This is a genomic window from Sphingomonas plantiphila (genome assembly GCF_046000505.1).
Lineage (GTDB): Bacteria > Pseudomonadota > Alphaproteobacteria > Sphingomonadales > Sphingomonadaceae > Sphingomonas > Sphingomonas plantiphila.
Window position 1 is genome coordinate 479905 of sequence record NZ_JBELQC010000002.1, and the last position, 17290, is coordinate 497194.

The 17290-nt window shown below is 66.4% G+C and carries 17 protein-coding genes; 7 read left to right on the forward strand and 10 right to left on the reverse strand.

Annotated elements, in window-relative coordinates; all coding sequences use genetic code 11:
* Positions 1-27 precede the first annotated feature (27 nt).
* Complete coding sequence (locus ABS767_RS14575) at positions 28-687, reverse strand: hypothetical protein (RefSeq protein WP_408079603.1); 660 nt, start codon at positions 685-687, stop codon at positions 28-30.
* A 228-nt stretch (positions 688-915) separates the two neighbouring features.
* Here ABS767_RS14575 and ABS767_RS14580 point away from each other — a divergent pair, with 228 nt between their 5' ends.
* Positions 916-1350 (forward strand): hypothetical protein, encoded by a 435-nt coding sequence (locus ABS767_RS14580; protein WP_408079605.1) that lies wholly within the window; start codon positions 916-918, stop codon positions 1348-1350.
* A 21-nt stretch (positions 1351-1371) separates the two neighbouring features.
* On the opposite strand, the gene ABS767_RS14585 is transcribed toward ABS767_RS14580, so the two are convergent.
* Entirely contained in the window at positions 1372-1818 is a 447-nt protein-coding gene (locus tag ABS767_RS14585; protein WP_408079607.1) for a DoxX family protein, read from the reverse strand.
* Positions 1819-1822: 4 nt separating this feature from the next.
* Positions 1823-2569 (reverse strand): triose-phosphate isomerase, encoded by a 747-nt coding sequence (gene tpiA, locus ABS767_RS14590; protein ID WP_408079609.1) that lies wholly within the window; start codon positions 2567-2569, stop codon positions 1823-1825.
* A gap of 156 nt (positions 2570-2725) precedes the next feature.
* On the opposite strand from tpiA, the gene ABS767_RS14595 reads away from it, so the two are divergent.
* Together ABS767_RS14595 and trpE are read left to right on the forward strand one after the other, a co-directional pair.
* Entirely contained in the window at positions 2726-4666 is a 1941-nt protein-coding gene (locus tag ABS767_RS14595; RefSeq protein ID WP_408079611.1) for a peptidylprolyl isomerase, read from the forward strand.
* Positions 4667-4671: 5 nt separating this feature from the next.
* Complete coding sequence (gene trpE, locus ABS767_RS14600; protein WP_408079613.1) at positions 4672-6186, forward strand: anthranilate synthase component I; 1515 nt, start codon at positions 4672-4674, stop codon at positions 6184-6186.
* A gap of 1 nt (position 6187) precedes the next feature.
* On the opposite strand, the gene ABS767_RS14605 is transcribed toward trpE, so the two are convergent.
* Positions 6188-7735: a tetratricopeptide repeat-containing sulfotransferase family protein gene (locus ABS767_RS14605; RefSeq protein WP_408079615.1), complete on the reverse strand. Its 1548-nt coding sequence runs from the start codon at positions 7733-7735 to the stop codon at positions 6188-6190.
* Positions 7736-7829: 94 nt separating this feature from the next.
* Here ABS767_RS14605 and ABS767_RS14610 point away from each other — a divergent pair, with 94 nt between their 5' ends.
* Entirely contained in the window at positions 7830-10235 is a 2406-nt protein-coding gene (locus ABS767_RS14610; protein ID WP_408079617.1) for a TonB-dependent receptor, read from the forward strand.
* Between the two features lie 33 nt (positions 10236-10268).
* Here ABS767_RS14610 and ABS767_RS14615 read toward each other — a convergent pair whose 3' ends face one another.
* Positions 10269-10685, reverse strand: coding sequence for a hypothetical protein (locus ABS767_RS14615; protein ID WP_408079619.1), 417 nt, complete (start codon positions 10683-10685; stop codon positions 10269-10271).
* A 145-nt stretch (positions 10686-10830) separates the two neighbouring features.
* Between ABS767_RS14615 and ABS767_RS14620 the strand changes: the two genes are divergently transcribed.
* Entirely contained in the window at positions 10831-12414 is a 1584-nt protein-coding gene (locus ABS767_RS14620; protein ID WP_408079621.1) for a class II 3-deoxy-7-phosphoheptulonate synthase, read from the forward strand.
* 21 nt (positions 12415-12435) lie between these two features.
* Here ABS767_RS14620 and ABS767_RS14625 read toward each other — a convergent pair whose 3' ends face one another.
* A complete protein-coding gene (locus ABS767_RS14625; protein WP_408079623.1) occupies positions 12436-13506 on the reverse strand; it encodes a winged helix-turn-helix domain-containing protein in 1071 nt (356 codons plus the stop codon).
* 94 nt (positions 13507-13600) lie between these two features.
* On the opposite strand from ABS767_RS14625, the gene ABS767_RS14630 reads away from it, so the two are divergent.
* Complete coding sequence (locus ABS767_RS14630; RefSeq protein ID WP_408079625.1) at positions 13601-14146, forward strand: hypothetical protein; 546 nt, start codon at positions 13601-13603, stop codon at positions 14144-14146.
* Between the two features lie 10 nt (positions 14147-14156).
* Here the strand turns inward: ABS767_RS14630 and ABS767_RS14635 are convergent, their stop codons facing one another.
* The 4 genes from ABS767_RS14635 to ABS767_RS14650 are packed head-to-tail and all read right to left on the reverse strand — an operon-like array spanning position 14157 to position 16820.
* The gene (locus tag ABS767_RS14635; RefSeq protein WP_408079627.1) at positions 14157-14807 is read right to left on the reverse strand and encodes a CoA transferase subunit B; all 651 of its coding nucleotides are present in this window, start codon (positions 14805-14807) and stop codon (positions 14157-14159) included.
* The gene (locus ABS767_RS14640) at positions 14807-15115 is read right to left on the reverse strand and encodes a DUF5076 domain-containing protein (protein WP_408079629.1); all 309 of its coding nucleotides are present in this window, start codon (positions 15113-15115) and stop codon (positions 14807-14809) included. Before ABS767_RS14640 ends, ABS767_RS14635 begins: the two co-directional genes overlap by 1 nt.
* Positions 15112-16107, reverse strand: coding sequence for an acid phosphatase (locus ABS767_RS14645; RefSeq protein ID WP_408079631.1), 996 nt, complete (start codon positions 16105-16107; stop codon positions 15112-15114). The genes ABS767_RS14640 and ABS767_RS14645 overlap by 4 nt, the downstream gene beginning before the upstream one ends.
* Complete coding sequence (locus ABS767_RS14650; RefSeq protein ID WP_408079633.1) at positions 16104-16820, reverse strand: CoA transferase subunit A; 717 nt, start codon at positions 16818-16820, stop codon at positions 16104-16106. Before ABS767_RS14650 ends, ABS767_RS14645 begins: the two co-directional genes overlap by 4 nt.
* A gap of 214 nt (positions 16821-17034) precedes the next feature.
* Between ABS767_RS14650 and ABS767_RS14655 the strand changes: the two genes are divergently transcribed.
* Positions 17035-17250, forward strand: a complete 216-nt coding sequence (locus ABS767_RS14655; RefSeq protein WP_408079635.1) for a hypothetical protein — start codon at positions 17035-17037, stop codon at positions 17248-17250.
* Positions 17251-17290 lie beyond the last annotated feature (40 nt).

Here is a 17290-nt window from a genome sequence, read left to right on the forward strand (position 1 = left end):
AGGCGGTCGAAGCGGGTGTTGGGGTCTTTATGCATTCGCATTCCCTGTCAGGAGCATTTCTTGTTCGGCGACATAATCCCAACCGTTCTCGCTCCAGTTTATCACTATTCGGATGTTTTTTGGATCGGACCTTTTGCGCGCCCATAGCCTGCCTTCAACGGGCGGGGTGACCACCACGACGGTAGCTAGGTTAACCCGAATTCTCGCACCACTGGGTAAGCTATCGCACCTCATTCGGTGAAATGGCCCTATGAGAAAGTTTCCCGGCTTGCTGCGGTCAATCGGTTCCGCGAGCCTATTGCCGTCCGCTCCTTCATATATCACAGTTATTTGCGACTCAGCCATTAACGGGCCGATCCGGCAATCCGCAAATTCAGAAGACGCGCTTGAGTGAATAATGGGATGCTCTGGTATAAACAAAACGTCTATGTCTTGCACCGTTTTGGCGCTTTCGTTTCGTATGTCCACAAACACATGCGAAAAACCGCGCTTCCAAGTTATTCCGGCGACCGAGGCCCCCTCCTTGTAGTCGAAATTCAAAACCCCTGCATTAACACCGAACGGACAAGGGCGTCCCCGCCACCAAGTCTGCCAAAGGCGCATTCCATGGATTTGAATACCCCACGCAAATAGCAAGCCGCCAAAAACTATCAGCGCAAGCCCGATTTCAGACTGCCCGCTTAGCATGCTGCCAATTCCCGCGAGAACGGCCCCTGCAGACGTGCTGTAAACGCCGGTCGATATTCGGACTGAAGCGCGAACGCGACGAACGAATTTTGGCAGCACGATTCCACCCCCACCGACTCACACGCGAGCCGGGTCACAGGATGCCTCCTACTGGATTTGGGGCTACATGTCCAAAGGGGATAAGTGCCCCCTTTCCTACAAGCCCCCGTTCAGCACATAAACTGGTGAATGAACGACTCACCCACCCCGCCCGCCGCGTCCGACGAGGATGAAGCCATCCTCGCCTTCACGCCCGCCCCCACCTGTGGCCGCGCCGATGGCTGGACTGCGCGCCGACAAACGGACTTCATCCACGCCCTCGCCGTCATGGGCACCGTCACCCGCGCCTGCAAAGCCGTCGGCATGAGCCGCCAGACCGCGTACAAATTGCGCGAGCGGCCCGAGGCGGCCGACTTCGCCCGTGCATGGGATGCGGCGCTGATGATGGGCTATGACCGCATGTTCAGCATGGCGATGGACCGCGCGCCCAATGGCGTCACCCGTCCGCGCTATTATCGCGGGCGTCAGATCGGCACGATCACCCGCCCCGATTTCCGCATGGCAATGGCCGCGCTGGCCGAGCCTCCCGCACCGCCGCAGCGTCGTCCGAAGCTGACAGAATGAAGCGCGTTGCGCGGAACTTCGTCAGTTTCGCGGAGGCACCGCACGCTGCTCCATCCGCACCGCGCCGACCGCCCACAACGCCCACGCGATCAACAATGGCTGCGCCAGCAGGCGCGGCACATGGTACCACGCCGACAGCCCCGTCCCGCTCCCGCCCAGCCAGGCGAGGTCGATCATCGCGTGCTTCACATTGGCCGGCCACACGCACAGCGCATACAGCGCCAGCGCCCAGCCCGCCGCCAGCCGCCACTTCCGGGTCATCAGCGCGGCGGCGCAGATCAGCTCGGCCGCGCCGGTGGTCAGCACCACCTCCCGCGCATCCCACGGCACCCATGAAGGCACGATCCGCACCATCGCGTCGGTGTACAGGAAATGCGCCACGCCAGCCGCCCCGTAGAACAGCGCCAGCGCCCACCGCCCGATCCGCCGCGCCCGCGTCTCCGGCACATCGGGGCGCGTCTCGTCCATCGCCTTACAGCTTCGCGGCGGCTTCGATGATCGGCACGAACTTCTCGGCGGTCAGGCTCGCCCCGCCGACCAGCGCGCCGTCGACATTGTCGACCGCCAGGATGCTCGCCGCATTCGCGCCGGTGACCGATCCGCCATACAGGATGCGGATCCCCTGCGCGCGATCGTCGCCGATCATCGTGCCCAGCTTGGCGCGGGCGATGGCGTGTATCGACGCGATATCCTCCAGCGTCGGGGTGCGTCCGGTGCCGATCGCCCAGCGCGGCTCGTACGCCAGTGTGAACCAGCTGCCTTCGGCATCCTCGGGCACCGATTTCTCGATCTGCGCCTGCACCACCCGCTCGGCGCGACCGGCATTGCGCTCCGCCTCGGTCTCGCCGACGCACAGGATGACGTTCAGGCCATGGCGATGCGCCGCCGCCGCCTTGGCCCAGGCGTCGTGGCTGGTCTCGTTCTGGTCCGCGCGCCGCTCGCTGTGCCCGACGATGGTCAGCGTCGCCCCGGCATCCTTGAGCATCGGCGCGGAGATGCAGCCGGTATGCGCGCCGCTGTCGTTCTCATGGCAATCCTGCCCGCCGATCGGCATGCCGCCGGCGACCGCCACCGCCGGAGCGATCAGCGTCGCCGGGGGGCACAATGCGACATCGATGCCGGGATTGGCCGCTGCGGCCTTGGCGATCTTCGCCACCTCGCCCAGCGAATCGGTGACGCCGTTCATCTTCCAGTTTCCCGCCACCAGCTTGCGCCGCATCCCGCTTCCCCTGCCTGTCCACTATTGGACATCGGCGATAGGCCGCGCCGTCAGGCCGCACAAGCACCTTGCCACCCGCTCCCGTCCGTTGTCGCTTGATGCCCGTCCCCGCGCCCCCTAAAGCGACCGCAATCCATCCCTCTTCAGCGGGTATCCATGCTCACCAACCTCCGGCGCGCCATCTTCTCGACCCCCGGCAAGATCATCGCCCTGATCGTCCTAGTCGTCATCGCCGTCGCCTTCGGCATGGCCGACATCACCGGCATCGGCGGCGGGACCGCGTCGAGCAGCACGCTGGTCACCGTCGGCGACAAGAAGCTGACCGAGCAGGAGCTGCAGGATCGCCTCAAGAACGCGCTGAACCGCGTCCGCGAGCAGCAGCCGATGCTCGACATGACGCAGTTCGTGAACACCGGCGGGTTCGAACAGGTGCTCGATCAGGTGATCAACGGCATGGCGCTCGAGGAATATGCCCAGCAACAGGGGATGACCGTGTCCAAGGCCGCGATCGACGGCCAGATCGCCTCGCTCCCCGCCTTCCAGGGCTTCGACGGCAAGTTCAGCCAGCAGCGCTTCGACGACCTTCTGAAGCAGCAGAACATCACCGCCGATCAGGTCCGCGCCGATTTCCGCCGCGAAACGCTGGTTCAGTGGCTGGTCGGCCCGACGATCGGCGCCAGCCAGGTGCCGACCCGGCTTGCGCTGCCCTATGCCTCGCTCCAGCTCGAGCGGCGCAAGGGCCTTGTCGGCTATATCCCCACCGGCGCGATCGATGCCGGCAAGACGCCGACCGCCGCGGAGGTCGAGGGCTTCTACAAGAAGAACACCGCCCGCTACACGCTGCCCGAACGCCGCGTCGTCCGCTACGCCATCGTCCGCCCCGAACAGTTCGTCGAGGCGGCCAAGGCAACCGAGGCGGAGATCGCCGCGGCGTACAAGGCGAATGCCGCGCAATATGCCGCCAGCACCCGCCGCAACCTGGCGCAGATCATCGTCGCCGACGAAAACGCCGCCAAGGGAATCGCCGCGAAGGTGAAGGGGGGCGCCAGCATGGCCGACGCCGCCAAGGCCGCGGGACTGGCAGCGTCCAACGTCGACAATGCCGAAAAGGCCGCCTTTGCCCGCGCCAGCAGCGATGCGATCGCCAACGCCGCCTTCGCCGCAGATCAGGGCGCGGTGGTCGGCCCGCTCAAGTCCCAGCTCGGCTGGCATATCGTCCGGGTCGAGGGGATCGAACAGGTCGCTGGCAAGAGCCTCGACCAGGTCCGCGGCGAACTCGCCGCAGAGATCACCAAGCGCAAGGAAGCCGAAGCGCTCGCCGACCTGCGCGGCAAGATCGATGGCGCCATCGCCGATAATTCGACCTTCGACGAAGCGGTCGCCGAGGCCAAGCTGAAGGCGGAGACCAGCGCGCCGCTCTACGCCGACGGCCGCGCCGCGATGGATGGCGAGGCGCCCGATCCGGCGCTCGCGCAGATCGCCACCGCCGGCTTCGCGATGGAAACCAGCGACGATCCGCAGTTGACCCCGATCGGCCAGGACGGCGCCTTCGCGCTGGTAAAGGCCGAACGTGTCATCCCCGCCGCGCCCCGCCCGCTCGCCGAAATCCGGGATCAGGTGACGGCGGACTTCATCCGCGACCGCCAGCTTCAGGGCGCCCGCAAGGCCGCCTCGGCGATCCTCGCCAAGCTGAACAAGGGCGTGCCCATGGCACAGGCGATCCAGGAAAGCGGCCTGCGCGTCCCCCCGCCCCAGCCGCTCGACGCCTCGCGCGGCCAGCTGTCGCAGATGGGCGACCAGCTTCCCCCGCCCGTCCGCCTGATGTTCAGCATGGCCGAAAAGAAGGCGAAGATGACCGCGGCGCCGCAGAATGGCGGCTACTGGATCGTCTGGCTCGAGGATATCGAGGAGGGCAACGCCAAGGGCAATGACGCGCTGATCGCCCAGATTCGCGGCCAGCTCGGCCAGCTGGTCGGCAACGAATATGTCGAACAGTTCGCCGCCGCCGCGCGCAAGGCGGTGAAGGTCGAGCGCAACGAAGCGGCGATCGCCCGCCTCAAGGCGCAGCTCGGCGGCCAGGCGACGGGCGGCAACTGATCGCGATGTCGGGCGGGATCGAAGGGATCGATGCCGCCCGCGCGGCGCTTGCCGCCGGAAAGCCAGCGCTGGTCTGGCGTCGCCAGTTGGCGGATACCGACACCCCGGTCGCCGCCGCACTCAAGCTGATCGAACCGGGCCGCGGCGACTTCTTGCTGGAGTCGGTCGAGGGCGGCGCGGTCCGCGGCCGCCACAGCATGATCGGCCTCGCCCCCGACCTCGTTTTCAGAGCGGACGGTGAGACGGCAGAGATCAACGCCGATTGGCTGACCGACCGCGACGCCTTCCGTCCCGCCGACGCGCCGACGCTCGACGCGCTCCGCCGCCTCGTCGCCGATTGCCGGATGGAGGTCCCCGCCGACATCCCCCGCGCGCTGGCCTGCCTGGTGGGCTATTTCGGCTATGAGACGATCGGGCTGGTCGAACGCCTGCCCCGCGCCGCAAACGACCCGCTCTGCCTTCCCGACATGATCTTCGTGCGGCCGACCGTGATCCTGATCTTCGACCGGCTGGCGGACTCGCTGTTTCTCGTCTCGCCGGTCTGGCCCGACCCCGCCCGCGATGTCGAAACGCTGATCGCCGCCGCTGCCGACCGGATCGAGGCGACCGCCGCGCGCCTGTCCGCCGCGCCCCTGCCCCCGCGCGCGACCGCCGATGCGCTGGAGATCGTGCCGCAACCGACTGTCGCGGCGGATGACTATGCCGAGCGGGTGGCGCGCGCGAAGGACTATATCACCGCGGGCGACATCTTTCAGGTCGTGCTGGCCCAGCGCTTCACCGCGCCCTTCCCGCTTCCGCCGATCGAGCTCTACCGCGCGCTCCGCCGGGTAAACCCCTCGCCCTTCCTCTATTTCCTCGACCTGCCCGGCTTTGCGCTGACCGGATCCAGCCCTGAAATCCTCGTCCGCGTCCGCGATGGCGAGGTCACGATCCGCCCGATCGCCGGGACCCGACCCCGCGGAAAGGACGCCGCGGAGGATGCGGCAAACCGCGACAGCCTGCTCGCCGACCAGAAGGAGCGTGCGGAGCATCTGATGCTGCTCGATCTTGGCCGCAACGACACCGGGCGCGTGGCCGAGGCCGGATCGGTCAAGGTCACCGACAGCTACACCGTCGAATTCTACAGCCATGTGATGCACATCGTGTCGAACGTCGTCGGCCGGCTGCGCCCCGATGCCGATGCGCTCGACGCACTGTTCGCCGGCTTCCCCGCCGGCACCGTCAGCGGCGCGCCCAAAGTCCGCGCGTGCGAGATCATCGCCGAGCTCGAACGCGACCAGCGCGGCCCCTATGCCGGCGGCGTCGGCTATTTCTCGCCCGACGGATCGATGGACAGCTGCATCGTGTTGCGGACCGCGATCGTCAAGGACGGGACGATGCACGTCACCGCCGGCGCCGGGATCGTCGCCGACAGCGACCCCACTTATGAACAGCGCGAATGTGAGGCAAAGGCCGGCGCGCTGTTCGCCGCCGCCCGCGAAGCGGTGGCGCGCGCCAGCGAACCGGGCTTCGGCCAGTAGCTCACCCGCGCCAGCCGCTTTCGCGCAGCGCTGCCTCGACCCGCTCGGCATAGGCGCCATAGCGGCGCCACCTGCCGACCGACCCGGAATGGATCGGCGCGCGCACCTGAACCGAACTTGCCGTCGTCACCGGCTGCGGATTGGCATGGAAATCGAGGCAGGTCGGGTCCCATGGCAGGCCCAGAAAGTCGATCAGCCGCCGGCTCTCGCGCTCCTGCTGCGCAATCATCGCCTCATAGCGGATTTCGGTATAGCGCGACCCGGCCAGCAGCGCCGCCTGTCGATCCGCCAGCCCCTCAAACCGCGCGACCCAGTCCGCCGTATCTTCGAGCGAATAGGCATAGTCGTAATAGCCATAGCCGGTCGCGAACAGCTGCCGGAAATTGGCGAACACCGTATCCCGCGGATCGCGCCGAACCATGACCACCCGCGCCCCGGGCAATGCGGCAAGAATATGCGCCGACAGGAACAGGTTGAACGGCATCTTGTCCGTCAATCGCGACGACTCGCCCGCCAGTATCCCGACCCGCGCAAGATACGCGTCCCCGACTGCCGAAAGGTCCAGCGTCGCGCCCAGCGTCGCAGCATCGAGCACCAGTGCACCCGGCGTCCCGCTCATCCGTTTGAGCAGCAGCGAGAAATCGGGAAGTTCTCCGCCTGAAGCCACGTCGCGGTGGCTGGCGAGGATCCGCTCGATCAGCGTGGTTCCGCTCCGCGGCATGCCGACCACGAACACCGGCTGCAGCGGCTCCTCCGGAGACGGGCGGGCTGCCGAGGCCGCAAAGCATTCAGCCGCATCCGCCGCTGCGGCGAACAGGCGCTCGGCAAAGTCGCGATCATAGCGGCTCAAGTTGCGCTTGGCCGCCTTGCCCCGCTCCAGCCACGCCATCGCCGCCAGCGGATCTCCCAGATCCTCGGCCAGCTTGGCTGCAGCGTGACCGACCTGCAAGGCGTTCTCGGGACGGTCGGCAACATCCTCGAAGCGGCGCGCGAGCTCGGCGAGCCGGTCCGCAGTCGCCGCTTCGAGCTGGGCCAGCGCCAGCCGCGCCCGGTCATTCTCCGGATCGACGGCGATCGTCGCGCGATAGTCCGCCGCCGCGCCCGACAGGTTGCCCAAGAACTGCCGGGTGGTCGCCAGGTTATAGCGATAGGTGCCGTCCTTGGGATCGGCTGCGACCGCCCGCTCGAACAAGGGCAATGCTTCAGCATGGAGCCCAGTCCGAACCCGCAACACGCCTAGGCTGTCCAGCAGATGCGCATCGCTAATATTGCTGCACGCGCGTGCAGCGATTTTACGTGCGAGGTCGCTTTTTCCGAGTGCCAGCAAGGCTCGCCCCTCGATCACGTCCAGCCAGATATGCGCTGCGCCAACGGCCCGCGCGCGCTCGGCCAGTTCGATCGCCTTACGCGGATTGTCCCCCTCCATCGCTACCGTGGCGAGGGCGATCCACGCGCCCGGGTCGTCGCGATCGGCGTTCAGTCGCAGTATCGCCGAGCGATGGACTTCGACAATGTTGCCCGCGCGCAACAACTGTCGGACTTCCGTCATCAGCCAATTTTGCGATGCAGCATTTATCATTGCCGACGGGTCCCGAAACTGTAACTTTCGATCAGTCTTCACCGTCGCGCGAAAGGTGTCCAGTATGTCCCTGCATCGTAAGACCTCGCTCCCCTGGTTCGCACTGCTCGCCTCGACCGCACTGTCCGGTACGGCATTCGGGCAAGAGGTGACCGCCACCGACGATGACGTCGTGGTCACCGCCACGCGCCGCGACGAAACGGTCCAGACCGCCCCGATCAACATCTCCGCGGTCGATGGCGAAGCGATCGAAATGCTCGGCCTTCAGAATCTGCGCGATTTCGCGCGCGCCGTGCCCGGCGTGTACATCCTCGATCAGGGCAATCGCGCGGGCACGCCGATCGTGTTTCGCGGCCTCAACGCCACCGGCCTGTCCAGCTTCGACGGCAACAACACCGGGGGCGGCGCGGTCGCGACCTATGTCGGCGACATTCCGCTCTACGTGGATCTGCGCCTCAACGACATGGAGCGCGTCGAATTCCTCCTCGGTCCCCAGGGTACGCTGTACGGTGCAGGCACGCTGGGTGGTGCGATCCGCTACATTCCCCGCCGCCCGCAACTCGGCACGTTCGAAGGCGAGATCCGCGGCGATGGCTGGAGCTATTCGCACGGCAAGGGCGTCAGCACCGATACCGGGATCACGGTCAACCTGCCGATCGGAAACGCCTTCGCGTTTCGCGCTTCGGCGGATCTGATGAACGACCGGGGCTTCATCGACTATCCGTTTCTCGTCCAGCAGGTCGGCGTCTCGAACCCCAACGCAAATCCGGCCGATCCGGCCGCCTATGCCGCCAATCTCAAGCGTGCGCGCGACCTCAACACCGACGATACGTTCAGCGCCCGCGCCGCGCTGCGCTTCAACCCGTCGGACACGTTCGACGCCACGCTCAGCTATTATTATCAGGACCAGGCGACCGATGGCCGCCAGTTCTCGCAGGCGCGGCTGACCAATTACCCCGTGCCAATCGGCAAGTACGAAAACGCGCTCCGCGTCCCCGAATTCAACAGCCGCGAAACCCAGCTGGTGGCGCTCGAAGCCGAGCTTGATCTCGGTTTCGCCAAGCTCGTCTCCGCGACCGGCTATTCGACGTTCCATGACTTGGGCCAGCGCGACCAGACCGATCTGCTGATCGGCCTCGAATACAGCTATGAACAGTTCCCCTCCTTCACCTCGTTTACCGAGGAGAAGAGCCGCGAGCGCACCTGGACGCAGGAAGTTCGGCTGGTGTCGCAGTTCGACGGCCCGTTCAGCTTCATCGCCGGCGCATTCTACAACAAGCAGAAGGTCGACGGGTACAGCAAGGAATTCACCCCCGGCTATGCCGAGTTCAACGGCGGCCTGCGCCCCGACGCACTCGAATATTATTCGGTCAACCGCTCGGACCTGCGCGAAGTCGCCGGCTATGGCGAAGCGACCTTCCAGATCACCGACCGCTGGCAGGTGACCGGCGGCATCCGCTATTACGACTATGACCTGAAGACCCAGTCCGCCACCGACTTCCCGCTGCTCTATTCGGTCTTCCTGGGCCGAGATCCCTACAGCATCGACCTCGATTTCACGCCGGGCGGACAAAAGGACAACGGCTTCCTGTTCAAGGCGAACACATCGTACAAGTTCACGCCCAGCATCATGGTCTATGCAACGTTCAGCCAGGGCTACCGCATCGGCAACTCGAACGGTCTCGAAGCGTGCGAGGTCCCGCCCTCGGGCTCGCAGACGGTGTGCGCACAGCCCAACGAGCTGTTCTACACCGCCGACAAGACCAACAATTACGAAATCGGCTTCAAGACGCAGTTCCTCGACAAGCGCGTCACGCTCAACGGCGCGGTCTACTATATCGACTGGGAAGGGCCGCAGGTCGCCGCCGCGTCGCAGGTGGGGCTCAGCCCGATCATCATCAACGGAGCCGGCGCACGGTCACGCGGCGTGGAACTCTACGGCTCCGCCCGGCTTGCCGAGGGTCTGTCGATCCGCGCGACCTATTCCTACACCAATGCCGAACTAACCGAACTCTCGCCCAACCTGCTGCAGATCCTGACCCCGCCCGGCTTCTCCACCGTCTATGTCGATGGCCAGAAGGGCGATCGCCTGCCCGGCAGCCCGGAGCATCAAGGCAGCTTCTTCATCGACTATGAAACCCCGCTCAGCGGCGACTGGACGCTGGGTGCGGCATATGGCGTCTATCTTCAGAGCGACGTGCTCTCCCGCACCGGCGGCCGTGCAGGCGGGCTCACGCTTCCGGGATTCGATATGCACCAAGCCCAGCTTCGCCTCGAAAAGGGCGGCTGGAAGTTCACCGTCTATGGCGAGAATCTGTTCAACGAATATGCCGAGACCGGGGTTCGCGGCACGCCGCTGTTCGACCAGTCGGTCGCCGACGCGAATGGCGATCCGGTCTATGTCCGCACCTATGGCACGTTCGTCGCGCCGCCGCGGCGCATCGGCCTGCGGGTCAGTCGCAAATTCTGACGGGGGAAAGCGCCGGCAGTCCGCTGCCGGCGCTTAGTCCTCGCCGCCGGGGATTGCGGCTTCCTCGGCCTTTTTCTCACGCTGCTCGGCTTTCCAGCGCTGGATCATCTGCAGCGTACATCCGCTCTGGCCAAAGCTGCCGATCGGGTTGCACGCACCCGGCAGGGTCGCGCGGTTGACTTCGTCGACGAGTTCGGCACGCCGCACCCAGCTCGTCCCACCCGGCCCCGGCTCGCTCTTTCGCAGCGATTTGGGAATGCGAAACGGCGATTCCCCGACTTTGGCACATACCACGACCTCGTCCGGGCTGGTCGGCTTCGGACATGTATCCTCGCCATACAAAAGCACGCTGCGCACCCGCTGCGGCAGCGCATCCGGCTCGCCGTCGGGGGCATCCTGCGCCGCGGCGGGCACGGCAGCGAGCAAGACAAGCATCAACAGGCGGGACATACGCAACTCCTCCGGGCGAATATGGGTATCACACCGCCGCGGATGAAGCCCGAATGAACCGTAGCGCCCGCCAAACATTGGATTTACCCCGACAGGGTGAAATTCAGGCTTGCATCGATTTACCCGACGGGGGTAAGGCCGCCCCATGACGACGTTAGCCGGTTCCAAGATCCGCCGCTTCCGCGAGGAACGCTCCATGTCCCGTGCCGCATTCGGCGCCTGGTTCGACACGCCCGGGTCGACGGTTCAGGGCTGGGAAGAAGACGGCAAGCGCGCCTCCCCCGGCGTGCTCAATCAGATCGCCGCGAACGGGATCGCGCATCATCAGGACTGGTACGTCCATGTCCGCAATGTGGAGCAGGCCATGGACTGGAGCCCCGACAGCTGGACCCGGGCCGAGGCGCGCCAGTTGCCCGTTTACCCCGACGATACCGCACTGCGTGCCGCGACCGATCAGCTCGCCAGCTTCCCCCCGCTCGTCTTCGCGGGCGAGGCGCGCGCGCTGACCCAGGAACTCGCCCGCGTGTCGCGCGGCGAGGCGTTCCTGCTTCAGGGCGGCGACTGCGCCGAGAGCTTTGCCGAGTTCCACCCCAACAACATCCGCGACACCTTCCGCGTCATCCTCCAGATGGCCGTCGTGCTCACCTTCGCGTCAAAGCTCCCGACGGTGAAGCTGGGCCGCATGGCCGGGCAGTTCGCCAAGCCCCGTTCGGCTCCGACCGAGACGATCGACGGCGTCGAACTGCCCAGCTATCGCGGCGACATCGTCAACGACATCGCCTTCACCCCCGAAGCGCGCATCCCCGACCCCCAGCGCCTGATCCGGGGCTATACCCAGTCGGCGGCGACGCTGAACCTGCTCCGCGCCTTTGCCAGCGGCGGCTATGCCAACCTGCACCAGGTGCATAAGTGGACGCTCGACTTCATGGGCCGCAGCCCCTGGTCCAAGCGCTTCGAGGCCGTAGCCGACCGCATCGGCGAATCGCTCGAGTTCATGGAAGCCTGCGGGATCAACCCCGACACCGTGCCCCAACTCAAGCGCACCGACTTCTACACCAGCCACGAGGCGCTGTTGCTCCCCTATGAGCAGGCACTCACGCGGCAGGACAGTCTCACCGGGGACTGGTACGACACCAGCGCGCATTTCCTGTGGATCGGCGACCGCACGCGGTTCGACGGCTCCGCCCATGTCGAATTTCTGCGCGGCATCGGCAATCCGATCGGCATGAAATGCGGCCCCAGCCTCGAGCCGGACGCGCTGCTGCGCCTGCTCGACACGCTCAACCCGACGCGTACGCCCGGCCGCATCACCCTCATCACCCGCTACGGTCATGACAAGATCGAGGACGGCCTGCCCAAGCTGGTCCGTGCGGTGAAGCGCGAGGGGCATCCGGTCGTGTGGAGCTGCGATCCGATGCACGGCAACGTCGTCAAGGCGGCCAATGGCTATAAGACGCGCCCGTTCGATCGCATCCTCGACGAGGTACGCGGCTTCTTCGCCGTGCACCGCGCGGAGGGGACCTATGCCGGCGGCATCCATGCCGAGATGACCGGCCAGAACGTCACCGAATGCACCGGCGGCATGATCGACGTCAGCGAGCACGACCTCGCCGACCGCTACCACACCCATTGCGACCCGCGCCTCAATGCGGGCCAGAGCATCGAGCTGGCATTCCTGCTGGCGGAAATGCTCAACGAGGAAATGGCCGAGCGGCGCAAGGCGGCGTGATCCAAGCCGCGCGATGACGCCCTAGCGCTCGGCCGGGGTGCGCGAAGCCTCTTCGCGCCCCCGCCACAGCCCGGCCACGGTCAGCCCGCCGAACAATCCGCCCTCCAGAACGCTGGTCAGCACGCGACTGCGCAGCCCGAACCCGCGCTCGCCCAGCAACGCCCCGATCCGGCCCAGGTCGAGCCGCGCCCCGTCCGCCGCCTGGGTCAGCACGTCGAGGCTTCCGGCGAGCAACCGCCCGCCCAGCACGGCGATGACCAGGCCGGCTAGCGCCCCGCACACCATCCCGATGATCGCCGCGCCGCGAACATCGCCCGTTCGAACGCGCACCGCGAGATACCATGCCAGCCCGACCGCGCCCCCCAACGCCAGTCCCTCCGGCCCGCCGGTGATCCCTTGCGGCGAGCGGCCCAGCAGCAGCGTGAAGGCGTCGATCCCGAGCAACTTGGCGAGGGCGCCGACCGCCAATCCGGCACCAGCGCCCCCGACGAGTGCGAGCGGCGATCCTTCACCACCGCGCCGTACGCCCGCCGCGACACCAAACGCGACCGCGCTCCCGCCGATCGCGGCGATGCCGACCGTGATCGCCATCAGCACCAGGACGATCGAGAGCGCGCCACTCTCCGCCGGTGACGCCAGCGACGCGCCCAGAATACCATAAATCAACCCGCCCGCCAGGCCGGCGCCGATCGCGCCGCGCGTCCCGCCCGCGCCCAGCCGCCACAGCAGCGACCGCGCGGCTTCCGAAGCCGGACCGGCAGGCGGCGCGACACCCTCTCCCGCGACCGGCGCGACGAAGCGATAGCCATATTTCGGCACCGTTGCGATGAACCGTGGCGCCCCCGCCTCGTCCCCCAGCACGCGGCGCAGCGTGCGGATACATTGCGTCAGCGCTTCGTCGGTCACCGGCACCCCGCGCCACACCTCGTCCATGAACCGGTCCTTGGTGACGAGCCCCCCGCGCTCGCGCACCAACAGGATCAGCGCGTCGAGATAGCGGGCGTTGAGCGCCAGCACGTCCCCGCCCCGTCGCAACTGGCGCTCGACCCGGTCGAGTTCGAACGCGTCGAAACGATAGCAATCGGGTTCCATGGACGATTTCAGCAAAGCCTCAGTTTCCGCTCATGTCGCTCACCCCGCTCACACGCGAAGGGACGCACATCGACAAAAGCATGGAGACAAGCACGTGACCGAACAAGCGAAGAGTGAATATCTGTGGCGCAGCCGTCTGCGGCTGCTGGGATGGGGAACCATCGCCGCGCTGCTGATCGCGCCCGCCATCGCGATGCAATTTACCGGCGAAGTGCACTGGTCGCCGGGCGACTTCGTCGTCGCCGCTCTGATGCTGGGCAGCGTCGGCCTGGCGATGGAACTGGCAGTACGGGCCTTCCCGAACACCGCGTATCGCGCAGGCGTCGCGCTCGCGCTCGCGGCGGGATTCCTCACCATCTGGATCAACCTCGCGGTCGGGATCGTCGGGAACGAGAACAATCCCGTGAATGCACTCTTCTTCATCGCCCCGCTCGCGGTCATTGGCGGCGGCATCGTCGGTGCCTTCCGCCCGCGGGCACTGGCCCGCGCGGCTGCGCTCGCCGCACTGGTGCAGGTCGGCGTGATGCTGTTCATCTGGCTGACCGGACGCGGATTCCCGATCGGCGTGACGGTCTTCTTCGCCACGCTGTACCTGATCGCCGCCGCGCTGTTCCGACAGGCGGCGCAGCCGGGCGGTTAGGCGCCCGGGGTCAGGCCGTCGCCAGCGCCACCTCATACTGCGCCGTCGTCTTGGCGGCGACCTCTTCCTCGGTCACGCCCGGCGCCAATTCGATCAGGCGGAACGGCGACGCGTGATCGGGCCGCTGGAATACCGCCAGGTCGGTGATGATCATGTCGACCACATTCTTGCCTGTAAGCGGCAACGAACATTCCGGGATGAACTTGGGGTCGCCGTTCTTCGAGCTATGCTCCATCACGACGATGATCTTCTTGACCCCGGCGACCAGATCCATCGCGCCGCCCATGCCCTTGATCATCTTGCCCGGAATCATCCAGTTGGCGATGTCGCCGGTCTGGCTGATCTCCATCGCGCCCAGCACGGTAAGGTCGATATGCCCGCCGCGGATCATCGCAAAGCTGTCCGCGCTGCTGAAATAGACCGATTGCGGCAGCTCGCTGATCGTCTGCTTGCCGGCGTTGATCAGGTCTGGGTCCTCCTCGCCCTCGAACGGGAACGGCCCGATGCCCAGCATGCCGTTTTCCGACTGCAGCGTGACCTCGACCCCCTCGGGGATATGGTTCGCAACCAGCGTCGGAATACCGATGCCGAGATTGACGTAAAACCCGTCCTTGAGTTCCTTCGCGGCGCGCGCGGCCATTTCGTCGCGGGTCCAGGGCATTAATCGAGGCTCCCCTCTTGGATGGTGGTGATCTCGCCTTCCTGATGGCGAAGCTCTTCGCTGAGGCCAGCGACGATCTGTTCCAGCATCACACGCTCGTCCTTGCCCCAGGTGGTGGCATAGGCGCGCGCGGCGTGGCGGATGGTGTCGGACATCAGATATCCGAAGATTTTCGGGTCTTCCAGAAGCCGCGCGTCGATCCAGACGCTGCTTCCGGCTCCGTTCGTGACCCACACGCGCATCACTTCATGCGACTCGCCGGTCAGCACATCGCCCTGTGACAGGTCCAGTGCATTCGGGTGGGTCATCGCGTCGATCCCGACTTCGCGGTGCTGCGAACCGGATTGGGCAGCAGAAACCAGCCCGCGCCCCACAGCGGGGCGACCATCGTTTCGGTCGCGGCGGTGGGACGGCGGGCGGCGTCGCCGGCGGCGTCGAACGCGTCGCTGAACTCGCCTAGCGAGTCCCCGACGATCGCGATCACGCAATAGCTCGCCGCGATCGTGCGGCGCATCTGATCGCCCGAGATCGGCGGCTCGCCCCCGCGCAGGAATAGCGTCTTTCCCGCTACCGTATCGCCCAGCCCCAGTCTGGCGATCAGCGCGGACACGCCTGCCGCACCGCTGCGCGCGCGGGCGCTGGTAAAGATCGCCTGCACGCCCTCGCGCCGAACCGCTTCCACCCCCTCGACCGCGCCGGGCACCGCCACGACCAGATCGGTGCCGTCGCCGTTCCAGCGGCGCCAGCGTGCCTCGGGATCGCTTCCCTCGGCATTTTCATCGAGATCGAACAGGATCGCGAGCGACTTGGTCCCGCAGTCCACGTAGCGCGGCGCGTCGAGCCGCGCCCCCGCGGCCAGCACCACCGATCGCGGCGTGCCCCCCGCCTTCCGCACCGCGACCTGCGCCGCGACATGGGTCCACAGCGTCTGATAGGCTTGCAGGCTGAGGGCAGCCGCCTCGCCCGCTCCGGCCGCCGGGGCATCAGCGACTTCGGGCGCGGTCACGCCGCCCGGCGCAGTCATACCCTCGACGGGCACAACGCCGCCCTCTTCCGCACTGCGCATCATCGCCTGCGCGCGTTCGGTCGCGAGCGGCGGATCCTCGGCACGCGCCTCGGGGGCTTTTTGGGCGCTTTGGCGCGGCACCGCTTGCTGCGCGGCTTCCGCCGGCTTGTCGCCGCCATCGGACTTGCCCCGGGCGATCATTCCGCCTGCCAGCACCGGGATCGCCGCCGCCGCGCAGCCCCCGGTCAGGAGCGACGCCGCGGTCAGCGCCGCAATGGCGCCCGCCCGCGTCACGCGGCGACGGTTTCGGCGCGCTGCCGGACGGTGCGGAACTCGATCTTCTTGTCGTACGGCGCGCCGATGATCATCCGCTTCACATAGATGCCGGGCAGATGAATCTGATCGGGGTCGAGCGTGCCGACCGGGACCACCTCCTCGACCTCGGCGACGCAGACCTGGCCGGCAGTCGCCATCGGCTGGTTGAAGTTGCGCGCGGTCTTGCGAAAGATGAGGTTGCCCGCCTCATCGGCTTTCCAGCCCTTGATGATCGACAGGTCGGCGCGGATGCCGCGTTCGAGGATATATTCCTCGCCATCGAACATCTTCACTTCCTTGCCCTCGGCCACCTTCGTCCCGACCCCGGTCTTGGTGTAGAAACCGGGGATGCCGGCGCCGCCCGCGCGGCAGCGCTCGGCCAGCGTGCCCTGCGGGCAGAATTCGACCTCGAGTTCGCCCGACAGATACTGCCGCTCGAACTCCTTGTTCTCGCCGACATAGGAGGAGATCATCTTGCGCACCTGGCGGCTGCGCAGCAGCTTACCCAGGCCTTCGCCATCGATTCCGGCATTGTTGCTGGCGATCGTCAGGTCCTTGACGCCCGACGCCTCGATCGCGTCGATCAGTCGCTCGGGAATGCCGCACAGGCCGAACCCGCCCGCGCAGATCAGCATTCCATCGTGGAGCAACCCCTGCAGGGCAGCCTCGGCGTTCGGATAGAGCTTCTTCATCGCTGCGATTCTCTCCTCTCGTCCTTGGGCGGCGCGATAGTCGCAGCGGTGTCGTGCGGTCAAGCGAACCTGAACCGACTTTCAAGTTGAACAGGGGTCGAGCGTTGCGATGAATGCACGCTGCACTGCGGCAAACACCTACCGTCCGGCATTGAATGGTTAACTTTTGGCCGGTAGCATCGACCGCGATTTCCTGGGGGCGGGACTATCGCACATGATCGAATTCACGGTGTTTCTCTACGGACTGTTGTCGGCCTTCGTCCTGATGGTGGCGGAGCAGAATCGTCGCATGGCGCGGCCCAACCCGGCCATGGTGACCGTCGTCGGTTGGGGGCTGTTCTCGATGTCCTCGACGCTGGCGGTCCTGTTCGGCGCCGTATCCTTGGCGCTTGCGTTCGGCGTGCATATCCCCGACCTGCCGGTCACATAAAAAAAACGGGGCGGCCGATCGGCCACCCCGTGAGGGCTTG